The sequence below is a fragment of the Brevundimonas kwangchunensis genome, from assembly GCF_039523815.1.
Taxonomy (GTDB): domain Bacteria; phylum Pseudomonadota; class Alphaproteobacteria; order Caulobacterales; family Caulobacteraceae; genus Brevundimonas; species Brevundimonas kwangchunensis.
In genome coordinates, this window is record NZ_BAAAGA010000002.1 from 447,594 (window position 1) to 471,672 (window position 24,079).

26 protein-coding genes, 1 tRNA gene and 1 pseudogene are annotated in these 24,079 nt (G+C 66.7%); 8 read left to right on the forward strand and 20 right to left on the reverse strand.

Annotation, left to right across the window (positions count from 1 at the left end; genetic code table 11):
- A partial coding sequence (locus tag ABDZ95_RS07160) for a hypothetical protein (RefSeq protein ID WP_343792140.1) occupies positions 1-1,309 on the forward strand: 1,309 nt, incomplete at its 5' end.
- A 328-nt stretch (positions 1,310-1,637) separates the two neighbouring features.
- Here ABDZ95_RS07160 and hisIE read toward each other — a convergent pair.
- From hisIE to folE, 11 genes and pseudogenes are all read right to left on the reverse strand, one after another.
- Positions 1,638-2,321 carry a bifunctional phosphoribosyl-AMP cyclohydrolase/phosphoribosyl-ATP diphosphatase HisIE gene (gene hisIE, locus ABDZ95_RS07165; protein WP_343792142.1) on the reverse strand — a complete coding sequence of 228 codons (684 nt, stop codon included), beginning with the start codon at positions 2,319-2,321 and terminating at the stop codon, positions 1,638-1,640.
- Positions 2,318-3,085 (reverse strand): imidazole glycerol phosphate synthase subunit HisF, encoded by a 768-nt coding sequence (hisF, locus tag ABDZ95_RS07170; RefSeq protein WP_343792144.1) that lies wholly within the window; start codon positions 3,083-3,085, stop codon positions 2,318-2,320. The genes hisIE and hisF overlap by 4 nt, the downstream gene beginning before the upstream one ends.
- Entirely contained in the window at positions 3,082-3,816 is a 735-nt protein-coding gene (locus ABDZ95_RS07175) for a 1-(5-phosphoribosyl)-5-[(5-phosphoribosylamino)methylideneamino] imidazole-4-carboxamide isomerase (RefSeq protein WP_343792146.1), read from the reverse strand. The genes hisF and ABDZ95_RS07175 overlap by 4 nt, the downstream gene beginning before the upstream one ends.
- Positions 3,813-4,412 carry an imidazole glycerol phosphate synthase subunit HisH gene (gene hisH, locus ABDZ95_RS07180; RefSeq protein ID WP_343792148.1) on the reverse strand — a complete coding sequence of 200 codons (600 nt, stop codon included), beginning with the start codon at positions 4,410-4,412 and terminating at the stop codon, positions 3,813-3,815. Before hisH ends, ABDZ95_RS07175 begins: the two co-directional genes overlap by 4 nt.
- Positions 4,409-5,002 carry an imidazoleglycerol-phosphate dehydratase HisB gene (gene hisB, locus ABDZ95_RS07185; RefSeq protein ID WP_343792300.1) on the reverse strand — a complete coding sequence of 198 codons (594 nt, stop codon included), beginning with the start codon at positions 5,000-5,002 and terminating at the stop codon, positions 4,409-4,411. Before hisB ends, hisH begins: the two co-directional genes overlap by 4 nt.
- A gap of 15 nt (positions 5,003-5,017) precedes the next feature.
- Positions 5,018-5,836 (reverse strand): annotated as a pseudogene (locus ABDZ95_RS07190) (aminotransferase class I/II-fold pyridoxal phosphate-dependent enzyme); the annotation flags it as partial.
- Positions 5,833-7,140 carry a histidinol dehydrogenase gene (hisD, locus tag ABDZ95_RS07195; RefSeq protein ID WP_343792150.1) on the reverse strand — a complete coding sequence of 436 codons (1,308 nt, stop codon included), beginning with the start codon at positions 7,138-7,140 and terminating at the stop codon, positions 5,833-5,835. The pseudogene ABDZ95_RS07190 and the gene hisD, both read right to left, overlap by 4 nt.
- Positions 7,140-8,021, reverse strand: coding sequence for an ATP phosphoribosyltransferase (gene hisG, locus ABDZ95_RS07200; protein ID WP_343792152.1), 882 nt, complete (start codon positions 8,019-8,021; stop codon positions 7,140-7,142). The genes hisD and hisG overlap by 1 nt, the downstream gene beginning before the upstream one ends.
- A gap of 9 nt (positions 8,022-8,030) precedes the next feature.
- Positions 8,031-8,342, reverse strand: a complete 312-nt coding sequence (locus ABDZ95_RS07205; RefSeq protein ID WP_343792154.1) for a YerC/YecD family TrpR-related protein — start codon at positions 8,340-8,342, stop codon at positions 8,031-8,033.
- Between the two features lie 112 nt (positions 8,343-8,454).
- Positions 8,455-8,898, reverse strand: coding sequence for a biopolymer transporter ExbD (locus tag ABDZ95_RS07210; protein WP_343792156.1), 444 nt, complete (start codon positions 8,896-8,898; stop codon positions 8,455-8,457).
- A 161-nt stretch (positions 8,899-9,059) separates the two neighbouring features.
- Positions 9,060-9,671, reverse strand: coding sequence for a GTP cyclohydrolase I FolE (gene folE / locus ABDZ95_RS07215; RefSeq protein ID WP_343792158.1), 612 nt, complete (start codon positions 9,669-9,671; stop codon positions 9,060-9,062).
- 116 nt (positions 9,672-9,787) lie between these two features.
- Between folE and cysS the strand changes: the two genes are divergently transcribed.
- A complete protein-coding gene (gene cysS, locus ABDZ95_RS07220) occupies positions 9,788-11,197 on the forward strand; it encodes a cysteine--tRNA ligase (protein WP_343792160.1) in 1,410 nt (469 codons plus the stop codon).
- A 6-nt stretch (positions 11,198-11,203) separates the two neighbouring features.
- On the opposite strand, the gene ABDZ95_RS07225 is transcribed toward cysS, so the two are convergent.
- From ABDZ95_RS07225 to ABDZ95_RS07235, 3 genes are read right to left on the reverse strand one after another with little or no spacing between them, the layout of a single operon-like run.
- On the reverse strand, positions 11,204-11,413 hold the full coding sequence (locus ABDZ95_RS07225) for a hypothetical protein (protein WP_343792162.1): 210 nt from the start codon (positions 11,411-11,413) through the stop codon (positions 11,204-11,206).
- Between the two features lie 11 nt (positions 11,414-11,424).
- Positions 11,425-11,871, reverse strand: coding sequence for a hypothetical protein (locus ABDZ95_RS07230; protein WP_343792164.1), 447 nt, complete (start codon positions 11,869-11,871; stop codon positions 11,425-11,427).
- Between the two features lie 32 nt (positions 11,872-11,903).
- A complete protein-coding gene (locus ABDZ95_RS07235; protein ID WP_343792165.1) occupies positions 11,904-13,685 on the reverse strand; it encodes a tetratricopeptide repeat protein in 1,782 nt (593 codons plus the stop codon).
- A gap of 131 nt (positions 13,686-13,816) precedes the next feature.
- On the opposite strand from ABDZ95_RS07235, the gene flbT reads away from it, so the two are divergent.
- The 3 genes from flbT (at position 13,817) to ABDZ95_RS07250 (ending at position 15,576) form a co-directional block, all read left to right on the forward strand.
- The gene (flbT, locus tag ABDZ95_RS07240; RefSeq protein ID WP_343792167.1) at positions 13,817-14,239 is read left to right on the forward strand and encodes a flagellar biosynthesis repressor FlbT; all 423 of its coding nucleotides are present in this window, start codon (positions 13,817-13,819) and stop codon (positions 14,237-14,239) included.
- Positions 14,199-14,567, forward strand: a complete 369-nt coding sequence (flaF, locus tag ABDZ95_RS07245; RefSeq protein WP_343792169.1) for a flagellar biosynthesis regulator FlaF — start codon at positions 14,199-14,201, stop codon at positions 14,565-14,567. Before flbT ends, flaF begins: the two co-directional genes overlap by 41 nt.
- Positions 14,568-14,748: 181 nt before the next feature.
- Positions 14,749-15,576, forward strand: a complete 828-nt coding sequence (locus ABDZ95_RS07250; RefSeq protein ID WP_343792171.1) for a flagellin — start codon at positions 14,749-14,751, stop codon at positions 15,574-15,576.
- Positions 15,577-15,624: 48 nt separating this feature from the next.
- Here ABDZ95_RS07250 and ABDZ95_RS07255 read toward each other — a convergent pair whose 3' ends face one another.
- Positions 15,625-16,308: an exopolysaccharide biosynthesis protein gene (locus ABDZ95_RS07255; RefSeq protein WP_343792173.1), complete on the reverse strand. Its 684-nt coding sequence runs from the start codon at positions 16,306-16,308 to the stop codon at positions 15,625-15,627.
- 224 nt (positions 16,309-16,532) lie between these two features.
- On the opposite strand from ABDZ95_RS07255, the gene ABDZ95_RS07260 reads away from it, so the two are divergent.
- The gene (locus ABDZ95_RS07260) at positions 16,533-17,015 is read left to right on the forward strand and encodes a DUF3617 domain-containing protein (protein WP_343792175.1); all 483 of its coding nucleotides are present in this window, start codon (positions 16,533-16,535) and stop codon (positions 17,013-17,015) included.
- A 57-nt stretch (positions 17,016-17,072) separates the two neighbouring features.
- Here ABDZ95_RS07260 and ABDZ95_RS07265 read toward each other — a convergent pair whose 3' ends face one another.
- The 5 genes from ABDZ95_RS07265 to ABDZ95_RS07285 all read right to left on the reverse strand — a co-directional run bounded on the left by ABDZ95_RS07265 (position 17,073) and on the right by ABDZ95_RS07285 (position 21,587).
- A complete protein-coding gene (locus ABDZ95_RS07265; RefSeq protein WP_343792177.1) occupies positions 17,073-18,233 on the reverse strand; it encodes an isovaleryl-CoA dehydrogenase in 1,161 nt (386 codons plus the stop codon).
- 37 nt (positions 18,234-18,270) lie between these two features.
- On the reverse strand, positions 18,271-19,659 hold the full coding sequence (locus ABDZ95_RS07270; protein ID WP_343792179.1) for a lysozyme: 1,389 nt from the start codon (positions 19,657-19,659) through the stop codon (positions 18,271-18,273).
- A 69-nt stretch (positions 19,660-19,728) separates the two neighbouring features.
- Positions 19,729-21,135, reverse strand: a complete 1,407-nt coding sequence (mgtE, locus tag ABDZ95_RS07275) for a magnesium transporter (RefSeq protein WP_343792181.1) — start codon at positions 21,133-21,135, stop codon at positions 19,729-19,731.
- Positions 21,136-21,200: 65 nt separating this feature from the next.
- A tRNA-Leu gene (locus tag ABDZ95_RS07280) sits at positions 21,201-21,285 on the reverse strand.
- Between the two features lie 50 nt (positions 21,286-21,335).
- Positions 21,336-21,587 (reverse strand): FliM/FliN family flagellar motor switch protein, encoded by a 252-nt coding sequence (locus ABDZ95_RS07285; protein WP_343792183.1) that lies wholly within the window; start codon positions 21,585-21,587, stop codon positions 21,336-21,338.
- A 75-nt stretch (positions 21,588-21,662) separates the two neighbouring features.
- On the opposite strand from ABDZ95_RS07285, the gene lipB reads away from it, so the two are divergent.
- Together lipB and ABDZ95_RS07295 are read left to right on the forward strand one after the other, a co-directional pair.
- On the forward strand, positions 21,663-22,370 hold the full coding sequence (gene lipB, locus ABDZ95_RS07290) for a lipoyl(octanoyl) transferase LipB (protein WP_343792186.1): 708 nt from the start codon (positions 21,663-21,665) through the stop codon (positions 22,368-22,370).
- A 389-nt stretch (positions 22,371-22,759) separates the two neighbouring features.
- Positions 22,760-24,079, forward strand: a 1,320-nt coding sequence (locus tag ABDZ95_RS07295; protein ID WP_343792188.1) for a terminase large subunit domain-containing protein, incomplete at its 3' end; no start/stop codon positions are given.

Below are 24,079 nucleotides of genomic sequence, written 5' to 3' on the forward strand. Positions count from 1 at the left end.
GGGTCCGCGCCGCTTCTGCAAGGAGTTCCCCGTGATGCGACTGGCCGGGCTCATCGCCGCTCTCGCCCTGACCGCTCCGGCCGCCGCCCACGCGGGCGACGAGCAGCCGACCCTGTCGCCGATCGCCTGCCCGGCCTCGGTGGGGCAGGGAGTGGAGTGTCTGTCCGGCCGCGACCCGTCGGGCGCCTGGTTCGTGATCGCGAAGCCGGAGAACTGGAACCGCAAGCTGATCGTCCATTCCCACGGCGGCCCGCGCACCGGCACGCCGGAGGCGTCGGATTCGCTTGAGGATCTGGACCGCTTCGCCGTCATGGTCCGCGAGGGCTATGCCTGGATCGGCTCGACCTATCGTCGGGGCGGCTACGGCGTGCGCATGGCGGCCGAGGACACCGACAGCAGCCGGCGTATCTTCTGGGCCCGCTTCGGCCGCCCGGACCGCACCATCCTTCATGGCCAGTCGTGGGGCGGCAACGTCGCCGCCAAGGCGTCCGAACTCTACGCCCGGGGCGAGGACGGTTCACTGAACTACGACGGTGTCCTGCTGACCAACGGCGTGCTGATGGGCGGGACACGCGCCTATCAATTCCGCGCCGATCTGCGGGCGGTCTATCAGTTCTACTGCCGCAACCACCCGTCGCCCGCCGACGGCGCCTATCCGGTCTGGCAGGGCCTGCCCGCCGGCGCCCGCATGAGCCGCGCCGAGCTGCAACGCCGGATCGTGGCCTGCACCGGCCTCGGCCTGTCGCGGCGCGAGCGGACCTCGGTTCAGGCGCGCAAGCTGCGCAACATCCTCGCCGTCACCGGCATCCAGGAAGACCAGCTGGTCGCCCACATGAACTGGGCCACGACCCTGTTCCAGGACCTGACCGGCCGCGTCGGCGGCAACCCGTTCGACAACAGCCGCACGGTCTACAGCGGCTCCAGCGACGATGCGGCGCTGAACGCTGGCGTCGAGCGCTTCACCGCCGACCCGACCGCCGTCGCCCGACTGGCGCACGACGCCGACCTGACCGGCCAGATCACCGTGCCGACCATGACGCTGCACGCCCTGCACGACCCGACCGTCTTCTTCTCGGCCGAGGCCGCCTACCGTCAGACCGTCGCCGATGCGGGCCGCTCGGACCTGCTGGTTCAGGCCGCGACCGACGAGAGCGAGCACAGCAAGCTCGAGGACGGCGGCTACATGACCGTCCTGCGGGCACTGGAAGGCTGGATCGACAGCGGCCAGCGTCCCGATCCCGCGGCCTTCCAGAGCCAGTGCCGGGCGACCTTCACCGCCACGGGATGCCGGTTCGTGCCGGCTCCCTGAGCTTCTACAACGCCGTCACCCTCGGGCTTGACCCGAGGGCCGGACGTTGGACCGCCTGTGCTTATCCGGTGAGGCACAACCGCTGATCATCCGGCCCTCGGGTCAAGCCCGAGGGTGACGGCGGGCAGTTGGAGAATGATGCGACAAATTCTGACGCACGCGCATGTTTGAGTGATCCTGCGCCTCTCCGGCGCAGGTCTTTGACATCGCCATCCGTCGGAAGTGTCCGAAAGTGTCCCGCGAATCTTTGGACAAAAGGACACTTCGGCGCCCCTCGAAAGTGTCCTGAAGTGTCCCGCGAATTCGCGGACAGTCGGACACTTCGGGATCAGCCCTCCCGAAGGCCGCTCTTGCCCTCTCGCGCGGCCAGCACGTCCAGCACGGCGTCCAGCCCCATGCCGCGGGCGCGCAGCAGGACCAGCAGGTGATACAGCAGGTCCGCCGCCTCCGAGGCCAGTTCCTCGTCCGGCCCGGCCGCGCCGGCCAAGGCGGTCTCCACGCCCTCCTCGCCGACCTTCTGGGCGGCCCGCTTCGGGCCCTCGGCCAGCAGCCGGGCGGTCCAGCTGGTCGCCGGGTCCGCCGCCGCCCGCTCGGCGATGGTCCGCTCCAGTCGGGCCAGCCGCCCGATGCCGGGCGCATCCTCCTCGCCGAAACAGCTGGTCCGGTTCAGGTGACAGGCATTGCCCACCGGCCGGACCTTCAGCACCAAGGCATCCGCATCGCAGTCCGGGGTGATCGACACGACGTGCAGCCGGTCGCCCGAGGTCTCCCCCTTGCGCCACCGTCCGCCCCGCGACCGCGAGAAGAAGGTCGCCTCGCCGCTCTCGACCGTCTCGTCGAACGCCGCCCGGTCCATATAGGCCAGCGTCAGCACCTGCAGCGTCGCCGCATCCTGCACCACCACCGGGATCAACCCGCCGCCCTTGTCGAAATCCAGTTCCTCCCCCCGCGGGGGAGGGGGACCATGCGAAGCATGGTGGAGGGGCAGCGCCGCATCTCCGATCTTCGTCATATCCGCATCTCCAGACCCGCCCCTGCCAGCTCCCACTTCAGGTCGGGGATCGCCAAGGTCCCCGTATGGAACACGCTCGCCGCCAGCGCGCCCGAGACGTCGGCTTCCGCGAAAGCCTCGCGGAAATGCTCCGCCGCCCCGGCCCCGCCCGAGGCCACCAGCGGGATCGTCAGCCGCTCCCGCGCCGCCTTCAACTGCACGATGTCGTAGCCGCGCCGCACGCCGTCCTGATCCATGCAGTTCAGCACGATCTCGCCGGCGCCCAGCCTTTGGGCCTCGACGATCCAGTCCAGCGTCCGCCGGCCGGCGCCCCGGCTGGCGGTCGGATCACCCGTGTACTGGTGCACGACCCAGTCCTCGCCCTCGCGCCGGGAATCGACCCCGACCACCACGCACTGCGAGCCCAGCCGCCCGGCCATCTCGCCGATCAGATCGGGTCGCTCCAGCGCCGGGGAGTTGATCGAGACCTTGTCGGCCCCGTGATCCAGACACCGCGCCGCCTGCTCGACCGAGCGAATGCCGCCCGCCACGCTGAACGGGATATCCAGCAGGCGTGCGATATCGCTGACCCAGCCGTAGTCCAGCGTCCGGCCCTCGGGGCTGGCGGTGATGTCGTAGAAGACCAGCTCGTCCGCGCCCTCGTCGCGATAGCGCGCGGCCAGCTCGGCGGCGTCGCCCATGTCGCGGTGCCCCTCGAACCGAACCCCCTTCACGACCCGGCCGTCCTTCACGTCGAGGCAGGGAATGATGCGCCGCGCGGTCATGCCCGGGCGGTCTCCAGCGCCTGCTGAAGGGTAAACCGGCCCTCGTACAGGGCCCGCCCGATGATCGCGCCCGAGGCCCCCACCGAGCGGGAGCCGGTCAGGTCGTCCAGCCCCGCCACCCCGCCGGACGCCTGCAGCCACAGATCCGGCCGCCGGACATGCACCTCGGCCAGCAGGTCCAGATTGACCCCCGTCAGCGCCCCGTCACGGCCCACGTCGGTGACCAGCAGGTGCTTCGCCGAGTCCGCCGGATACCGATCCAGCGCGGTCCACAGGTCCACGCTCGCCGCCTCGGTCCAGCCCTTCAGCGCCGGCACATAGCGGTCACCGTCAGCCCGCACGTCTATCGCCAGCGTCAGGCAGTCCACGCCGAACTCCTCCAGCCACCCCAGCACCGTGTCGGGCTGCGAGACCGCCAGCGAGCCGATCACGACCCGGCTGACGCCCGCATCCAGCAGCCGCTGGACGTCGTCCTTGCTGCGGACCCCGCCGCCGGACTGGATCCGGATCTCGATCGCGTCGGCCAGTTCGCCGATCAGGTCGTGCTGCATCGCCCGCCCGGCTTCGGCGCCATCCAGATCGACAATGTGCGCCCAGGTCGCGCCCGCCGCCGCGAACGCCGCCAGCCTCGCCGCCGGCGCGTCGTCATACTCGGTCGCCTGATCGAACCGCCCGTGCATCAGGCGCACGCAGGTCCCGCCGCGCAGGTCGATGGCCGGATAGACGATCATGCCGCCAGCTCCATGAAGTTCTTCAGGATACGCGCGCCGGCCCTCGCCGACCGCTCCGGGTGAAACTGACAGCCCCACCGGTTGTTGCTTCGGACCACCGCCGGCACCGGCCCGCCGTAGTCGGCGCTGGCCAGGGTCGCCGGCCCGTCGGGGCAGACATAGCCGTGGACGAAGTAGGCCCAGTCGCCGTCCGCCACGCCCTCCAGCAGCGGATCGGCTTCCCGGATCGCCAGACGGGACCAGCCCATGTGTGGCACGGTTCGACCCTCGCCGGGCTCCAGCCTGTCGACCCGGCCGGGGATCAGGCCCAGCAAGGGCGTGGGGCCTTCCTCGCTGGCCTCGAACAGCAGCTGCTGGCCCAGACAGATGCCCAGCAGCGGCCGCTCGAAGGCCCGGATCGCCTCGACCAGCCCCAAAGCTTCCAGCCGGCTCATGGCATAGCCGGCTTGGCCGACGCCGGGCAGGATCAGCCGCTCCGCTTCCGCGACCTCCGCCGCCGTGGAGACCGGACGCACGCGGGCGCCCAGCCGCTCCAGGGCGAACCGCACGGAGGCCAGATTGCCGGCGCCATAGGCCAGAAGGCCGACCTCGGTCACAGCACACCCTTGGTGCTGGGCACCGCATCGCCCTCGATCCGTATCGCCTGCCGCAGGGCGCGGCCGAAGGCCTTAAAGATGGCCTCGGTCTTGTGGTGGTCGTCCTCCCCGGTCACCGAGACATGGACCGCGGCCCCGAGGTGCTCAGCCAGCGAGCGGAAGACGTGGGCGGTCAGGTCGGTGCGGTACTCCCCGATGAAGGGTGTCCGGAACTCGCCCTCGAACACAGGATAGGGACGGCCGGACAGGTCGATCGAGACCTTGGCCTCCGCCTCGTCCATCGGCAGGACGAAGCCATAGCGCGCGATCCCCCGCCGCTCGCCCAGCGCCTGCTTCAGCGCCTGCCCAAGGACAATGGCGCTATCCTCGATCGTGTGGTGCGGGTCGGTGTGCAGGTCGCCCTCGCAGGCCAGCCGCAGCGAGAAGCCGCCGTGCGCCGCCACCTGCTCCAGCATGTGGTCGAAGAAGCCGACGCCGGTGCTGATCGCGATCGGTCCGATCGCATCCAGATCGACCGCGCAGACGATCCGGGTCTCCTTGGTGTCCCGCACGGCCTGCCCGGTCCTGTGCGGTCGGCCCGGGGCCGCCAGCCCCAGCGCGGCCAGTAGTCGGTCGTTCTCCTCGGCCTTGGCCGACACCGGCAGCCTCAGCCGGTCGCCATCGCGAACCGCCGCCACACCGTAGCGGCCGAGCGCGGCCAACACGCTATCGATCTCGGCCGGCCGGCCCACGATCACCGGGCCCACGCCCGCGTCGATCCGCATCTCCCGCGACAGGGCCTTCACCAGCCGGGCGCGTTCGCTCTTCACCGCCTCGATCCGGGCCTGCGTCTCCATGATCCGGGACGGATCCAGCGCCTGCATAGCCAGCCTGACCGAAGTCTCGGGCAGGGCCCAGGGCTCCAGCACCGACGCCAGACGCGCCAGCGCCTCCGGCTGTCCCAGTGCGGCCCCGACCCGTGCTCCCGCCAGCCCGTAGGCCAGCGACAGGCTGCGCAGGACGATCAGGTTGGGCTGGGTCTCGATCACGGCGATAGCCGAGGCCGTCTCCGCGAACTCGGCCATGCCCTCGTCGACGACCAGCAGGGCAGGGGCGACCCTCGCCGCCACCTCGGCCACGGCCTCCGGAGCGCCCGCTGCGCGGACGATCACGGCGCCGGTTTCGGCTCCGGCCGGGTAAAGCGCTAACAGAGCGCGATAGGGCTCGGCATCGGGCGCCTCGACCTTCAGGCCCTCGCGCGCCGCCAGCCGGAAGACCAGCTCAAGCCCGTGCGTCAGCCCGCGCACAGGCAGGACTTCGTCAGCGGGCACGCCGTAGATTTCGGCCATGCGCGCGGCCAGGTCACGCGGCTCGGCCGGATAGCGGTTCAGCCCCTCGCCGCCGGACACCAGCGGCGCGAAGGGCGCAGGCAGGTTCGCGGTCATGAGCCGGCCCTCAAATCCGCCGCACGCGCGTGGGCCTCGAGCCCCTCCATCCGCGCCAGCCTCGCCGCCACCGGCGCCAGCGCTGCGGCGCCCTCGGCCGTCACGGTCTGGATCGACATCGAGGTCATGAAGCTGGCCGTGGTGATCCCACCCAGCGTCCGCGCCCCGCCGTCCGTCGGCAGGACGTGGCTTGGCCCGGCCGCATAGTCGCCCAGCGTCTCGGCCGCGTGCTGGCCAACGAAGACGGCCCCGGCGGCCGTGATCGAGCCCACCAGCTTTTCCGCCTCGCCGGTCTGCAGGGACAGGTGCTCGGGCGCGTAGAGGTTGGAGACCTCGCAGGCCTCGGCGACGGAGCGCACCCGGATCGCCCGGCCTTCGGCCAGCGAGGCGCGGGCGATGTCGGCGCGGGGCAGGGATTCCAGTTGCTCCTCCACGGCCTCCAGCGTCGCGTCGATCAGGCCCCGGCTCTCCGAGACCAGCAGCACCTGGGCGTCCGCATCGTGCTCGGCCTGGCTCAGCAGGTCTGCGGCCACCAATTCCGGATCGGCGTCACGGTCGGCGATGACCAGCAGTTCGGACGGGCCTGCCGGCATGTCGGTCGAGGGGCCGCCAGGCAGGGCGCCGGCCTGTTTCTTGGCTTCCGCGACCCAGGCGTTGCCGGGGCCGAACAGCTTGTCGACCGGCTCGATCTCGCCGTCGTCCAGCACCGCCCCGAAGGTCAGGGCCGCAATCGCCTGCGCTCCGCCGATCAGCCACAGGGCGTCCAGCCCGGCCTCGGCGGCGGCGACGATCATCGCCGGGTGAGGCTCGCCGTCCTTCGACGGCGGGGTCACGGCGACCCGACGCGCCACGCCCGCGACCTCGGCCGGGATCGCCAGCATCAGCAGGGATGAGAACAACGGTGCCGTTCCGCCGGGCACATAGAGCCCTGACGACCGGATCGGTCGCCACGCCAACCGTGACCGCACGCCCGGCGTCGTCTCGACGAAGGCGGTATCCCCGGGCCGGGTCGCCTGATGGAAGATACGCACATTCTCGGCCGCGACCCGTAGCGCCCGCGTCGCGGACGGGGGCAGATCGGCGCGGGCCTGTCGTTCCAGTTCGGGCGTGATGGCCAGTCGCCGCGGAGCCGCGCCATCCAGCTTCAGGCTCCACTCGGTCACCGCTGCGCCGCCGCGAGCCCTGACATCGTCGAAGATGGCCCGAACGCCGTCCGACACGGCGGCATCCGTCCTCTGCTGCGGACGGGCCAACGCCTCGCGACGGCCATCCGCATCCAGCGTGCTCCAGTCGATCCGCCGCATCACATCATCTTCTCGATAGGGAGGACCAGAATGGCCGAGGCGCCGGCGCCCTTCAGGCTCTCCAGCGTTTCCCAGAACACAGCCTCCTGACAGACCGCGTGGACGGCCACCGCGTCGTCTCGGCCGGACAGGGGGATCACCGTCGGCGCCCCCGCTCCGGGCAGCAGGGCGGTGATCCGGTCCAGCGCCGAGCGCGGCGCGTTCAGCATCACGTACTTGGCCCCCTGCGACGACACGACGCCAGCCATCCGCTCGATGATGCTGTCCAGCAGGGGCTGCAGGCCCGGCTCAGGCGCGACCGGGGACCGGACCAGCACGGCCTGGCTCTCCAGCACCGTCTCCTTCGCCGCAAGCCCGTTGGCCTCCAGTGTGGCTCCGGTCGAGACCAGATCACAGATCGCCGAGGCCAGCTTCAGGCGCGGGGCCACCTCGACCGCGCCGCGCATGGTCACGATGTCCGCCTGTACGCCCTCGGCTTCGAGGTAGCGGCGCAGGACACGGGGATAGGAGGTGGCGACGCGCAGTCCCTCAAGCGACGCCGGACCGTCGTAGGCCAGCGTCGGCGGCACGGCGATCTTGAGCGTGCAGCGGCCGAAGCCCAGAGGCATGACCACCTCTGCGACCGGCCCGCCGTTGCGGCCTTCCTCCAGCACGTTCTCGCCGACAATCCCCAGATCGCAGACGCCGTCCGCCACGAAGGTCGGGATGTCGTCATCGCGGACCCTCAGCAGGTCGATCGGATAGTTCTCGACCCGATAGAGCAGGTCGTTGTTGCCCTTCACGACCCGCAGGCCCGCGTCGCGGACCAGATCGAGGCTGCGTTCGGACAGGCGGCCGGATTTCTGGACGGCGATACGAAGCCGCCCCTGTACGGTGCTCATGACTCTGCCTCAGCCCTTCAGACGATCGAGGACGAGGCGATAGCCCTGGTGCGGCATCTCCTTGAGGAAGCGCGCCACCCGGACGACGGTGGTCGGACTGGCCTGGGCCTCCGCCGCTATCTCCCGGTAGGATTTCCCACCGGCGTCCAGCAGACGGGCCACTTCCCATCGCTCGGCGAACGCGCGCACCTCGGCGGGCGTGCACAGGTCGGCAAGGAAGGCGTCGACCTCGTCGCGGGACTTGAGGGTCAGCAGAGCGTCGTAGAGCGCGACGCGGCTGCGGCCGGGTGTGGCCGCGTTTGGGGGGAGTGTAGTCGTCATGCGCGTTCCATTATGCTGTAACAATGGAACGCGCAAGCGGCTTGGGTCGCGGGCAAAGAAAAAGGCCGCGTCCCGGAGGACGCGGCCCTGAGCGTTTCGGAAGTTCGAAGACCTATTCGATGTCTTCGTTCAGCAGGCCGACCTTGAAGAAGCCGTTCTCCTGCAGGTCGTTCATGACTTCCATGAACTGGTTGTACTTCACCTCGGCCTGGGCGCGGACGAAGACGCGCTCTTCGCGGCAGCCCTTGCCGGTCGGATCGCCGAGGGCGGCGCAGACGTCGGCGGCCAGACGCGGCAGCGAGGTCTCGGTTTCGGCGATGTAGATCGAGCCCGATTCCTGAATCGTGATGTAGACCGGCTCCTTCTGGACCTGATCCGGAGCCGGCGGCTGTGCCGGCGGCAGGTCCAGACGGATCGACACGGTCGCAAGCGGCGCGGCGACCATGAAGATGATCAGCAGCACCAGCATGATGTCGACGAACGGCGTGACGTTGATTTCCGAGTTCTGCTCGATCACGTGGGCCTTGCTGCCCGGACCAGAAAGTTTGGCGCCCATAGTGGGTGTCTCCATCAGGCCCGGCGCGTCACGCGGCGAGCGTCACTTAAAGCTTCGGTTCGTCTCTTGGCGTCCCATGGCCGCGTTGTAAAGCGGCTTCGGTCGCCTTGCGGTTCCGAAGCGCATCCTTTCTCGGGAATACGCCTGTCACGCGAGCCGATTCAGCCCTTGGCGAGCTTGAGGAAACGATCCTTCAGCGCCGCGTCGGTCTTGAAGGCCCCAGTGAACCGCGTCGTGATGGTCGAAACGTGGCGGTGGTGTACGCCGCGAGTCGTCATGCACTGGTGTTCTGCGTCGATCAGAATCGCCACGCCCTGCGGCTGCAGGTTCGATTCGATGGCGTCGGCGATCTGGTTGGTCAGCACTTCCTGCGTCTGCAGACGGCGGGAATAGATCTCGACGACGCGCGCCAGCTTGGAAATGCCGACGACCTTCTCGTTCGGAATGTATGCGACGTAGGCCTTGCCGATGAACGGGGCCATGTGGTGTTCGCAGTGGCTCTCCACCTCGATGTCACGCAGCAGGACCATGTCGTCGTAGCCCTGCACGTCCTCGAACGTCCGGCTGAGCTCCTTCACGGCGTCGGCGTCATAGCCCTCGAACCATTCTGCATAGGCATCCACCACGCGCTTGGGCGTATCGATCAGACCCGGGCGATCCGGATTGTCGCCTGCCCACGCCAGCAGCGTCCGCACCGCCTTCAGCGCTTCCTCGCGGCTGGGACGCTGGTCGTTGTCGCCGACCAGAACGGGCTTGGCGGGGGTAGAGCTCATCGAAAGGTTCTCGCACGCGCGGCTTTGTAAGTCGCAAGGGACTGTTTATCAGCTTGGCGGCGTATATGGGACCGCCTGTCCGTCCCGCAAGAAAACTCTCCCGCAAAGACCTCCCGATGCCGCTGACGATCCACGACACCCTGCACCGCGAAAAGCGTGTGTTCGAGCCCCGCGATCCGAACCGCGTGACGCTCTACGTCTGCGGACCGACGGTCTATGACTATGCTCATATCGGCAACGCGCGACCGCCCGTGGTCTTTGACGTTCTGGTGCGCCTGCTGCGTCGAACCTACGGCACCGGCAAGGTCATCTATGCGCGCAACGTCACGGACGTGGACGACAAGATCAACGCCAAGGCCGCCCGCGAAGGCGCGCCGATCGGCGAGATCACTGCGCGGTACGAGAAGGCCTATCTGGAGGACATGGCGCGACTGAATGTCTCGCCTCCGGACCTGGCCCCGCACGTCACGGATCACATCGACGCCATCGTCGCCCAGATCGCCGCGATCATCGATCGCGGCTGCGCCTATGCGGCCGAGGGTCATGTACTGTTCGACGTGGCGGCCTACGAGAACTATGGCCGTCTGTCCGGTCGCAATCTGGACGACATGATCGCCGGGGCCCGGGTCGAGGTCGCGCCCTACAAGAGGAATCCGCACGACTTCGTCCTGTGGAAGCCGTCCAAGGAGAACGAGCCGTCATGGCCGTCGCCGTGGGGTGAGGGACGTCCGGGCTGGCATATCGAATGCTCGGCCATGATCGAGGAGAACCTGGGCTTGCCGATCGACATTCATGGCGGCGGCATCGATCTGGTCTTCCCGCACCATGAGAACGAAATCGCCCAAGGCGTCTGCGCCCACGGCCACGCCCATTCGGCGGACGCCCATGCCGAGTACAGCCGCTACTGGATGCACAACGGCTTCCTGACGGTTGATGCGGAGAAGATGTCCAAATCGATCGGCAACGTCCTGTTGTTGCACGATCTGGTGCAGTCGATACCGGGCGAGGTTGTCCGCTGGGCCCTGCTGAGCGCGCACTACCGCCAGCCGCTGGACTGGAACCAGGCGTTGCTGGACCAGAGCCGCAAGTCGCTGGATCGTCTGTATGGGGCGCTGCATCGGTCGGCCGCGGTCACGCCTTCGACGGACGCCCCGCCGGCCGAGTTCATGAAGGCGATCGAGGACGATCTGAACACGCCGGGCGCCATGGCCGTGCTGTTCGGTCTGTCCAGCGAGATCGAGCGGGCGATGACGTCGGGAGACGAGGCGGCGGTCGCGCGTGCGCGGGGCGAACTCATCGCGTCGGCATCGATCCTTGGCGTGCTTCATTCCGATCCGGCTCAGTGGCTGGAGGGCGATGTGTCCGATGACCTGAGGGTCGAGGTGGAGCACCTGCTTGAGCAACGTGCCGCGGCCCGTGCCGCCAAGGACTGGCCTGAGGCGGACCGCATTCGCGATCGCCTCAACGACCTGAACGTCCTGGTGATGGATGGGCCGACCGGTGCGACATGGCGCCTGAAGGCCTGATCGGGGCTAGTTGACCCGCTTCACGCTGACGGGGTCGCTGGCCGGGAAGGTTTCCTCGACACCTTCGTCGACGAGGGCTTCCTGCCGGTCTTCCGCATCGCGGTCCGCCAGCTGATCCAGCTTGCCCTTCTGGGGGCTGGCGCGCTTCGCGTGCGGGGTGTCGGGATCGCAGTCTTCCTGGGCCTTGTTCAGGTGATGATTGTTCTCGGTAGTCATGGGTTCACTCCTCAATTCTTGGGGTGATCGTCGTCGCCATCAGGCCCGTAGCCCAGGTCGGCGATGTCATCGTCGGAGAGCCGCTTGGCTTCCCAGTGCGCGGCGCTGGCCTGGGCACCGCGCTCGTTCTCCATCAGTCCGGAGTACACGAGCTCGACTTCATCGGCGCCCCGCAGCCCGGTGCTCTCCGTGTCGATCTCGTTCAGTCGGGTTCCATCGACACCGAGGAGGGCGTCGGCTTCCGCCTCGATACCGGACGCTCCAAGTTCCTCGTCCAGATCGTCGAGATCGTCCTCGTCGAACTCGTCCTCGTCGGAGTCGCCGTCGGCTTGGGTCACATCCAGAACGGGGTCCGCCTCATCCAGCAGAAACTCGCCGTCCCCCTCGTCGTCGAGATGGGTTTCGTCAAAGGTTTCAGACTGTTCCTGGTCGTCGCCGTAGTCGTCGAGCTCGGGCATTTTCGCCTCCTGTGCGGAGGGACAACGCCTCGTTACGATCTGACGTTCCCGGCGAGCACAACTTGATCCAGCGCTTCGCGGATCTGCAGGATAGCATCGCTCCAATCATACGACGCACGCCTGAAGAAGCGAACATGCGGGTAGAATGGATAGACGTCAGTTCCGAGGAAATGCCAGTCATCAGGTGCGGTCGTCATCCACGTGTTTGCTCCGACAGCAGCAGCCAGATTGACGCCTGCGATGCCGGGGCCGATCACAACGTCCAGCGCAAGCGAAAGTGCGGCCACATCTTCCAGGTCGTCCTTCAGGTTTATCGGAGGCGTCCAAATCCGGACGCCCGCCGCTTCCGCCATGGCCAAGTCGTCCGAAACATCCCCGCACTGAAGATTGACCATGATCGCCCCCGGGGTCGTCAGCACAGGCTCCCAACGATCAAAACTTGAGAAGTATCGTTGCCGTGCGCCGTCCAGGACAAGGCTCTTCCAGTGGAGGCCTACCTTTATCCCGGAGCCCAAGGCTTCTAATTCGGCCTTCCATCGTTTCAGTCTTACCGGATCGACCTTCAGATAGCCTCTTCTGTCAGGGAAGGACTGGATCGTTGATCGATAGATCGCCATGAGAGAGGCCATCGGAACCCAAGCGTCCAGTTTCGGCTCCAGATCGTCGACGAATGGCACGTATCGAGTGATCCGGCCTTCCAGCTTCACCGCACGATGTGCGCCGACAACCGCAGTCGGGAACGTCCTCTGGAACATCTCCACGAGCCGCTTCTCGACCGCGATGAAGACTTGTCCGTCCGCTCCTACGGCATCAACCAAGTCTGTCAGACACGTCCCGAACAGCATCTCGTCGGCAATTCCCTGCTCGCCGACAACCATCAGTCGCCTGCCACGAATGTCCTCGTCTTCCGGGCGCCACCGCGGCGCATCGATTGCAACCCGCATCGCATCCGGGATGCTCCTGTCGAGACGCACTTCGTACGCCTCGAAGCCTTCCGGGATTCGTCCCAGGCTCATGAGCAACATGGCCCGGGCCATGCGCATCATTGCCGTTTCGTAGGGACTTTCGGCGCCCGGCATTGCGGCCTCGACATCAGCCAGAGCACCGTCCGTGTCGCCCAATGGACTGCGAGCATTCGCCCGGTTGTAGCGGGCCTTCGCGAACCCAGGGTCGAGGGACAACGCTTCCTCAAAGAAAGTCAGAGCCGTCGCCAAATCACCCTGATCGCTCAGGACAGTGCCAAGCGTGTTCCATAGTATGGGCGATCCTGTCTCGAGCGCGATCAGACCCCTTAGTGTCTCGACTGCGTCGCCGTAGCGTTTCTGGTCGCGGAGGACACAGGCCAGGTTATTGGTAGCCTCGATATGTCCCGGGTTGGCGTTGAGATACTTCAGTAGGAGTTTCTCAGCGATATCGAGGTAGCCCAACTGCTGGGCCAGTCGACCCAGATCGTGGGCGATGTCCGTCTCGTTGGGCAAAAGTTGAAGCGCTGCTTCGTAGGCCTGGATGGCCTGTGCCAGATTTCCTGCCTTTTCCTGGCAAATCGCCAGTACATGCCAGGCAACGCCGTTCTTCTCATTGAGCGCCAAGGCCTCAAGAGCTCTCTGCGCCCCGAGAGCGAAGTCTTTCGAGCGAATAGCGGCCAGCGCAGCCCGAAGCCGTTCAACCGCCTTCTTTTGAGTCTTCAGGCCGGATCCGGCGATCTGGCGAGAGAGTTTTTTGACAGCTTCGGGAGAGGCGGCGTCACCAGCGACGCCTTGCGCCGCCGGCCCCAGCGCATGGACTTGTTCCGGAGCGAGGGGGGTGGCGGTCATTGGAATGTCCCGAAAGCGATGCGCCCGACTATCCAATGCCGGGGACAAGCAATGGTTAACCACGCTCGTTTAGCCTGCGTTGGCTTCCGGCTATCTAAACGTCGTGCCGGGCCCGAAGGGAAAGCCGCTCCATGCCGCTCAAACTGTCGCTCAAACCGGGCGAAAAGTTCGTTCTCAATGGCGCTGTCGTTCAGAACGGTGATCGCCGTGGCGTCCTCATCTTGCAGAACAAGGCCAGCGTTCTGCGCGAGAAAGACATTCTGCAGCCGGAGGACGTGAACTCGCCGGCCAAGCGCATCTATTTCCCGGTCATGATGATGTACCTGGACGAAAGCGCAGCGCCCAAGGTCTATGACGAGTTCGCCTTGCGTCTGACCGAGTTCATGGGCGCGACGCGAAACCCGGATGCGCTGGCTGATTGCGTCGCGACGTCCCGGCACGTCATGCAGCGCGAGTACTACAAGGCCCTGATGGCGGCCCGGAAACTGGTGGATTACGAGGAAGGTCTGGCGAATGTCGCTTCAGGCATACAAGACCGCAGCGACGCGGGCTGAGAACCCCCGTGAGATGGAGTATCGGCTGTTCGGGCAGGTGACCCGGGCGCTGATGCATGCCGCCACCGTCGATCGCACGGAGATCGCCACGCGCATCGATGCTCTGGACTGGAACCGTCGCTTGTGGACCGCTCTCGCAACGGATTGTTCGAGCGAGGGCAACAGCATGGACAAGGCGTTGAGGGCGCAGATCATCTCGATCAGCCTCTTCGTGGGCCGTCACTCGTCGGCCATCATGCGCGGCGAGGAAGATTTCGAGCCTCTTATCGACATCAATCGCATGATCATGCAGGGACTCGCCGGCCCCTCGCCCGCAGAAGCTGCCTGACAAAGGCTTTCTCGCCCGGTCAGGTGGTCAGAAACTGCCGGGCTGCAGAGTTGTCTGTATAAAAACCAAGCAAAATCAAGATGCTGTTCCGGCGTGAAGTTTGCGTGGGACCTTCCGAACCAGAACCGGTTCTACGGCCAGAAGGCCGTTCACAACCGACCAGAATGGAAGGAACTGCCCGATGGTTATGTCGGTCAACACGAACGTGGGCGCTCAAGTGGCGCTCCAGAACCTGAACGCGACCAACGCCCAACTGGCGATCACGCAAAGCCGCATCAACACCGGCAAGAGCGTTTCGTCGGCCAAGGACAACGGCGCCATCTGGGCTATCGCCCAAGGGCAACGTGCCGAGATCGGCGCGCTGGGCGCGGTGAAACAGTCACTTGATCGCGGCGTCGCCGCGGTGGACGTGGCTCTGGCGGCGGGCGAGACGGTCTCCGACCTCTTGCTGCAGATGAAGGAGAAGGCTCTCGCGGCGACCGATTCGTCGCTCAAGACTGCGGCTCGCGCCGCCCTGAACGAGGACTTCAAGGCCCTTCGTGACCAGATCGCTTCGGTGACATCGAACGCCGAGTTCAACGGGGTCAACCTGCTGACGCGGAGCGCCCCGGGTTTCCAGGCTCTGGCCAACGCAAGTGGTTCGGCCTCGATCTCGGTGGCGGCGGAAGTCATGGCCCTGAGCAGCACGATCGTGACCGTCACGACGTCGGAAGTGATCGACACCCTCACCACGGCGGCCGATGCCCTGTCGGCGGTCGAGGAGTCCATTGACAACGTTTCGGGCGCTTTGGCGCGTCTGGGTACGATGTCGAAGGCGCTGACGACCCACACCACATTCGTCGGCAAGCTGACGGATGCGCTGGAAGCGGGCGTCGGAAATCTGGTGGATGCCGATCTGGCGAAGGAAAGCGCGAAACTCCAGGCGCTGCAGACGAAGCAGCAACTTGGAGTGCAAGCGTTGAGTATCGCCAATCAGACGCCGCAACTGGTCCTGTCGCTGTTCCGCTAACAGGTTCTGCAAGCGCCGGAGGGGGAAGCCTCTCCGGCGTTTGGCTGTTCAGGTCCCCAACAAGCCGGTTAGCCAGCTCCAGGCCTGTGCGGGAAGGGTCGATACCGCGATCCAGACCGGGAGCAGGTGCGGGGCCAACTGGGCCCACAGCAGCCAGATGATGAGACCCGCCACGCAGACGAGCGCGATCGCGGTCCATGCCGCAAGAATGGCAAGACCGTCCCGCTGCACCAGGCCGAAGCCGAACGCCACGATGATCAGTGACGGGATCAGGTTCCCGCCGGGGATCGGCAGCACAAGGATCGTGCAGAGGATGAGGCAGGCGAGACCGATCAGCACCTCGGAGATCTCGTTGGTCATCACCGAAAGGCGAGGACGGGACCAGCGCTCGACGCGACGCAAGCGGGGCAACACCCCAGCGATCGCATCACGATAGCCGCCGCGATCGATGCTGCTGGCAAGCGCCCATTTCGGCATCCAAAGCTGGTCGCGGCGAATGATCAACTGGACGGAGATGAGCAGGACCGGCATGCCCAGAACGGTTGTTGATCCCGGAATGGCGCCGATCACTGCGCTGACCAGGCCGAGGAACAGCATCAGGGCGCCGAAGCCGCGCTCTCCGAACGCATTCACCAGCTCGCCGAGATAGAGCTTCGGATCATCCTTCGCGCCAATATCTTCAAGGACCTGCGAGAAGGGCCGGTCGTCGCTCTGATAGTCGTAGTCGGGCATCGGCGGCGGGGGTCCACGGTGAGGCTTCGATCTAGGCACGTCGGCGTCGCTTCGCCACTTAAGAAACGTCCATGCGACACGAACGCAGCGATCAGCCCAAAGCTGCCTCCGGAAAAGACGGGGGTGACGCCACGTCATCCCATCCTGCAGGAACGACCATCAGTTTTCGACATTGCAACTCTGTCGGCGTTGGGGCCGACGGAGGGACACAAGACATGCGAACCATGATCCTGATCTCGGGCGCGCTCGCGCTCGCCCTGTCAGTTTGTAGCCAGGGCGGTGATGCAAAGACGGAAACAGCGGCTGAGAGTGCTGCGCCAGCGGCCTCCGGCGACCAGCTTGAAGGTCCGCGGCCCGGGCTCTGGAGGGTGAGCACGACGATGTCCGGCATGCCCGGCGGTGCGCAGGTGGCGCCTGTCGAGACCTGTCTTCGCGAAGCGCGGTTCGAAGCTCCGGATCAGAACGCGACGCCGGGCGCGCAATGCACATCGACGCCGTTCCGCCGTGACGGTGATGCCATGGTCGGCACTTCGACCTGCCAGATGCAGGGCATGAAAACCGACTCGACCATCCGCGTGACCGGCGACTTCTCCAGCCGCTATGTGATGGAAGTGACGACGAAGATGGATCCGGCGCCCGCGCCTGACATGGCCGAGACGACCGTCACGATAACGGGCGAGCGCATCGGCGACTGTCCGGCGAGCTGATACACAGCCGTGATGATGAAGCCCGCTCCGGCCTGATCCGGAGCGGGTGTTCGTTGCCTAGCCCAGCAGTTCGCGACCGATCAGGAAGCGGCGGATTTCATTGGTGCCGGCGCCGATGTCATAGAGTTTGGCGTCGCGAACCAGCCGTTCGACCGGCCATTCCTTCGTGTAGCCGGCTCCGCCGAGAGCCTGCACAGCTTCCAGCGAGACCTTCACGGCATTCTCGGACGCCAGCAGGATCGCACCCGCCGCGTCATAGCGGGTTGTCTTGCCGGCATCGCAGGCGCGGGCGACCGCATAGACGTAGGTTCGGGCGCTGTTCAGCGCCACGTACATATCGGCGACCTTGGCTTGCATCAGTTGGAAGCTGCCGATCGCCTTGCCGAACTGCTTGCGGTCACGGACGTAGGGCAGGACGACGTCCAGCGCGGCCTGCATGATGCCCAGCGGGCCGCCCGACAGCACCGTGCGCTCGTAGTCCAGGCCCGACATCAGAACGCCCGCTCCGCCGCCGACCGGGCCCATGACGTTCTCTTCCGGAACCTCGCAGTCCTCGAACACCAGTTCGGCGGTGTCCGATCCGCGCATGCCCATCTTGTCGAGCTTCTTCGAGACGCTGAAGCCCTTCATCCCCTTCTCGATCAGGAAAGTGGTGACGCCGCCGTTGCCTTCACCTGTGCGGGCATAGACGACCAAGGTGTCGGCGGTCGGCGAGTTGGTGATCCAGAACTTGGTGCCGTTCAGGACGTAGCGGTCGCCCTTCTTTTCGGCGCGGGTCCGCATCGACATGACGTCGGAGCCGGAGCCGGCCTCGGACATCGCCAGCGAGCCGAGATGTTCGCCCGAGATCAGCTTGGGCAGATATTTCTGCTTCTGATCGGGCGTGCCCCAACGGCGGATCTGGTTGACGCACAGGTTCGAGTGGGCGCCGTAGCTCAGGCCGATCGAGGCCGAGGCGCGGGAGACTTCCTCCATCGCCACAACGTGCTCGAGATAGCCCATGCCAAGGCCGCCGTACTCTTCCTCGACGGTGATCCCGTGCAGGCCGAGTTCACCCATTTCGGGCCAGAGATCGCGGGCGAACTCGTTCTTCTCGTCGATCTCCGCGGCGCGGGGCGCCAAGCGGTCTGCGGCCCAGCGGGCGGTGGTGTCACGGATGGCGTCAGCGTTTTCGCCGAGGCCGAATTCCATGGATTGGGGCGCGAAAGGAATGCTCATGGACGCGGGCGTAGCACCGCCAGCGTCCGGGGCAAAGTCAGTCTTGCCTGCCCCAGCGCACGTACAGGTTCCAGGACGAGACGCCGACGCAGATCGCGCCGATCAAGGCGAGAGCCCACGCGATGACAGTCGTCTCGCCCATGTCCGAAGGCTCGGTGACGGACAGCCGGAACGCCGCCGCCGACGCAGCACAGGCGGCCAGTCCGACACCGCCCATGATCAGGAATGCGCCGGTTTCGCTCCAGTCGAAGCGCCGCGCGCGTTCTGGTTCGATCTCGTGGCGCAGCACCGACAGTGAGGGTTCGTCGTCGAACAGCGGGTCGGTCGGAGTTGTTTCGCTCCGTTGTTCAGGCAGCCATACCGGCCGCGCGTCAACCGGGAAATCGGACTCGACGGCAGGCGTCAGGACCAGGTCACCCAGCGGTGGAAAGGGCGAGGGCGCTGCGGCTTGCGGGAATGGGGCGAGTTCTGGCGACGGGGCGGGTTCGGGCCGCTCCGATGTGTCAGAGGGCGTCTCTGCCGGGGCGTTGTTCTGTATCGCTTCGTAATCAACCGCCTCCGTCTCCGAGGTTTGGCTGTCTTCATCAGGGGCGACGAACGCCGTGGGGCTCGTATCGGACCCGGCTGTCGAGGCCTCCTCCGCCTCGCTGGTCGTCGCTTGGGCAGGCTGAACGAAAGGGAGCCCGGGCAACGGACCGAAGACGGGGGCTGCATACGCAGCATACCGCAGATGCTGGTGGCGGGTCCCGGTCGTCACGGGGGCGGCGCCGTTATGCGACGGTGCGGATGGTCCGGAATCTTCCGCTGCTGTGGCCGAATCCGTAGCTTCGTCGGCCTGCCCTTTGTCATCGCGTGGCGCGGCTGCGATTTGCGAGAAATCCGGTCGGATGACGTCCGCGGTCTCCACGGCCGCGGTCGTCATCGGGACTGGGGGTGGCAACGGAGCGGCCATCAGATCGGCGAGAGTCACGGGACCTGAAGGGTCGGCGACGAACAGGGCCCGCTCGGCGGCGCGTCGACGCAGGCGAGCTCCGGCGTCCAGTCGCTCCGGCCATTCGATGAGCGCATCGGCGGCCTCACCCGTACGGCCGGAGTTCAGGCGTCCGAGGACATCTGACTGCAGGAATGCCTCCAGACCTATCGAGATTGCGAAGCTGGCGAGAGCGTCGAACTGGTGCTGGTTCAGCGGCGTGCTCACCTGCGCGTTCAGCGCCTGCACGACCGGCATCAAGTCATAATGAAGCAGAAGCTCTGCATCAGCTTCACCGACGTATGCGCCTTCCCTTGCGGACACCTTATGCCCGTAGCCGATAACCCAGCCTTCGGCGTCGTCCCGCACTGCATGAGGTCGGAAGCCTTCGAAGCTCTTGATGAGCACGATCCCCTCGCGGGAGACTTTCAGACGTGGCCTGGACGTGTCGGACACCGGTTTGATCCAAATCGAGACGGAAACGCTCGCTCGACAAGCGAACCAGCAAGCCCTGCGCCGTTTCTCCTAGAGCAGAACGACGGTGGCGAGCCCGAGGAAGATCAGGAAACCGAAGAAGTCTGTCGTTGCCGTGACAAAGACGGCGGATGAAACCGCCGGGTCGAACTTCAGCCGCGACAGCGTCAACGGGGTGAGTACGCCCACCGTCGCGGCGACCAGCAGGTTAAGCACCATGGCCGCCCCGATGATCAGGCCGATGCGCCAGTCCTCATGGCGGAACCAGAACCCCGCTGCGAAACCGATAAGAGGAGCGAGGACGAGGCCGTTGGCCAGACCGACTGCCAGCTCTCGCCAGAAGGTGCGGGGCGCGTTGGAGCTGTTCAATTCGCGTGTCGCAAGCGCGCGCACGGTCACCGTTAGTGCTTGGGTGCCGGCGTTGCCGCCGATCGCCGAGACGATAGGCATCAGGATGGCGAGGGCCACGATCTGCTGGATGGTGGCCTCGAACCAGCCGATGACCATGGCGCCGAGCACGGCAGTGCCGAGATTGATGGCCAGCCACGGCACGCGGCCGCGTACGATCTCCGGGATGGAGGAGCCGCGGTCCTCGTCGGCCACACCGGCCAGACGCAGGATGTCCTCGCGGTTCTCCTCCTGAATGATGTTGACGATGTCATCGACTGTGATCTGGCCGACCAGCCGTCCGGCCGCGTCAATGACGGGCGCCGAGATCAGGTGGTACTTCTCGAAGATGTAGGCGACTTCTTCCTGATCCTGATCGACGGTGATCTCGTTGATCGGCTCCATGATCTCGGCCAGCGAGGTCGCGCGCGGGCTGCGCAGCAGCTGGCTGACGGCAACGCCGCCAACCGGCTTGTTCATGGGGTCGACGACATAGATGTCGAAGAACAGCTCGGGCAGGTCCTCGCCCTGTTTGCGGATGTGGTCGATCGTGTCGCCGACGTTCCAGAACTGCGGCGCGGCCATGACCTCGCGCTGCATCAGACGGCCGGCGGAGTCCTCCGCATAGCCCAGCGAGCTCTCGATCGCGGCGCGGTCGACTTCCGGCATGGCCGCCAGCACCTTCTCGCGCTGGTCGTCCTCCAGATCCTCGACGACCGCCGCGGCGTCGTCCGAATCCAGTTCCTGCAGGGCCTCGGCAAGAGTGAGGTGCGGAACGCGTTCCAGCACCTCTTCCCGGATGTTGTCATCCAGCTCGGGCAGTGTCTCGGCAAGCAGGTCGGGCGGGAGCCAGAGGGTCACGACGGCGCGGTGCTCTGCCGTCAGGAAGCCCATCAGGTCGGCGACGTCGGCCGGATGCAGGTCCTCGAGCAGGGAGCGGAGGCGCATGCCGTCGCCGTCGTCGGCGGCGTCCACCACCTTCTCGACGAAGCCCGCGGTGAGGACGTAGTCTTCGTCGAGGGCGATATGCTCGATGTCGTCAGCCTCGGGCGGGGGAGCGGTTGTGTTCACGCGGCCCTCCCCATGTTGGAGTCCTGAGTTTGGTAAGTCTCAGGACTTGCTCAACAAATCCAGAATGGTGCGGTCGAGAAGACTCGAACTTCCACGGGTTGCCCCACAGCGACCTCAACGCTGCGCGTCTACCAATTCCGCCACGACCGCTCGCATCGGAGGGGGGCAGATAGCGGAGGTCGGGGGCGGGGGCAAGGGGGTCAGGCGGCGCCGGCCATGAAGTCGTAGACGTCGGCGGGGCGCGTGACCGTGATCGCGATGCGATCCTCGCGGATTTCGATCTCCCCGCGGGCCACCGGATGGTTGTTGGCGAGGATCCAGACCTCGTCCTTTTCGGACGCATCCAGCGGGATCACGGCGCCGCGGCCCATGCGCAGCAGCTGGCTCATGGGCAGCACGGAGCGCCCCAGCACGACCGAGATCTCGACATCGACAGCTTCGATCTGGCTCATGGGGGACTCTGACGCGGACTGGAACTGCAGGGAGTGGTCTTGCATGGGGCTCCTGATCCCCACATTGGGGGCGCCATGCTTTCCCAAGCCTTAAGCGAAAAACTGATCCGCCCCGACGGCCGCCGCGTCGAATGGGCCCGCTCGAGCGGCTATGTCGACTATCCGGCGGCCGTGGAGGCGATGGAGGCCCGCGCCGCCGCCATCGCCGAGGGCACGGCGCCCGAGCTGGTCTGGCTGCTGGAGCACCCGCCGCTGTACACCGCCGGCGTCTCGGCCAGGGACGACGACCTGCTGGACGCCGGACGCTTCCCCGTCCACCGCACCTCCAGAGGCGGCCAGTTCACCTATCACGGCCCCGGCCAGCGGGTGGCCTATGTGATGCTGGACCTGAACGCCCGCGGCAAGGACGTGCGCGCCTTCGTGCGCGGGCTGGAGCAGTGGATCATCGGCGCCCTGGATCGGTTCAACGTCGACGCCGACGTGCGCGAGGGCCGCGTCGGCGTCTGGGTCGAGCGCAAGGGTCCTCACTGGTCCCGCGAGGACAAGATCGCCGCCATCGGGGTGAAGGTCCGCAAATGGGTCAGCTTCCACGGCATCAGCCTGAACGTGGAGCCCGACCTGACCCATTTCGGCGGCATCGTGCCGTGCGGGATTCAGGAGCACGGGGTGACCAGCCTGGTCGATCTGGGCGTGCCGGCGACGCTGGATGATGCCGACGAGGCGCTGAAGCAGAGCTTCCGGGAGGTGTTCGGGGACGTGGAGGCGGGCGCCGCTCCACTCTGATTCCGCTCATCCCCGCGGAGGCGGGGATCCAGTACATGCAGCAGTCCCGCGGAATCGTTGTGCAGCGCGTACCGGATGGCCTGTGTCCGATCTGACCACCGCACTGGATCCCCGCCTCCGCGGGGATGAGCGGAATGGGAGGGGCGGAGCGTGGGGTGACCCCACCTGATCGCTGCGCGATCTGCGTCGTCAGATCACCTCCGGTGATCTTTCCTCCACCCCATCGCCTTGAAGAGGGCGATGGAGAGGTGAGGTGGAAGCTCAAAAGTGCGCACTAAAAACGGATTGTAGCGTGACGGCGGGCGCAATCGGCGTTGAAAACACGAGGCTTTCCGGATTTTGAAGGCTTTCTCGTCCCCTGACGTAGGCCCGCCCGCATAATTTCCGGCATGAGCGCTGACGCGATCGATACCGGAGAGGTCCCCTACAAGCAGAGCAAGTCCGGGATGTCGGATGCAAGGTGGCGCGCGCTGCTGGAGCGGTGGCTGGCGGGGGAGGCGATGGCCGACCTGTGCGCCGAGCATGGGGTGTCGGCCTCGGCCGTGCACCGGAACGCCAAGGTGTTCAAGATGCGGAAGAAGGACCGCGCCGACGCCGTGCGGGCGCCCAAGGGGCCGCCGCCGGTGGGGGTAGAGGTCGGGGCCGACGGGCGGGCGGAGGTGGCCTGCGGCGACGTGCGGGTCCGGTTCGACTTCGACGATCCGTGCGGGGCGTTGGGCGTGATCGCCGGGGAGATGGCCGAGGCGGGAGAGGTCGGCGACCTGAGGCGGTCGGACCGGCTGTATCGCTGCGGCGGTCAGCTGGTGGGCATGCGCAAATGGATGGACGACGCCGACCGGCGCTGGGGGCCGAAGACGCGGGACGTCGAGGCGGCGCCGGCGGTCGCGAGGACGGCGCTGAGCAAGGCTCAGACGCCGCCGGACGGGGACTGGCGCACCTGGCTGTTCCCCGGCGGGCGCGGGGCGGGCAAGACGCGGGCGGGGGCCGAGTGGCTGGCGGATCAGGCGCATCTGCTGGGCCGGGGCGGGCGGCTGGCCCTGATCGGCCCGACCCTGCACGACGTGCGCGAGGTGATGATCAACGGGGCGTCGGGCATTCTGGGCCTGCCGCGCTGGACCGACCGCGACCGGCCGACGTTCGAGGTGTCGCGACGCCGGCTGAAATTCGCCAATGGCTGCGTGGCCTATGTGTTTTCGGCCGAGGAACCCGAGCGGCTGCGCGGCCCGCAGTTCAGCGCCGCCTGGGCGGACGAGTTCTGTGCGTGGAAGGGGAGCGGCGAGGAGACGCTGGCGCTGTTGCGGATGGGGCTGCGTGTGCCGCAGGCGGGAGCGGCGCCGCGTCTCGTCGTCACAACCACGCCCAAACCGACCCGCGCGCTCAAACGCCTGCGCGCCGAGGCGTCTTGCGTGGAGACCCATGCGACGACGGCGGACAATGCGGCCAATCTGGCCGAGGGCTTCGTCGACGGCCTGCGCGACCTCTACGGCGGCACCCGGCGCGAGGCGCAGGAGCTGGAGGGCCGGGTGGTCGATCTGGACGGGGCGCTGTTCACGGCGGAGATGATGATGGGGGCGCGGTTGCCTTCTCCCCTCGGGGGAGAAGGTGGCTCGCGGAGCGAGACGGATGAGGGGGCTTCGTCCTCGCGCACGAAATCGGCTGACCAGCACTGTTCGGCCAGCCCCCTCATCCGACCCTCCGGGCCACCTTCT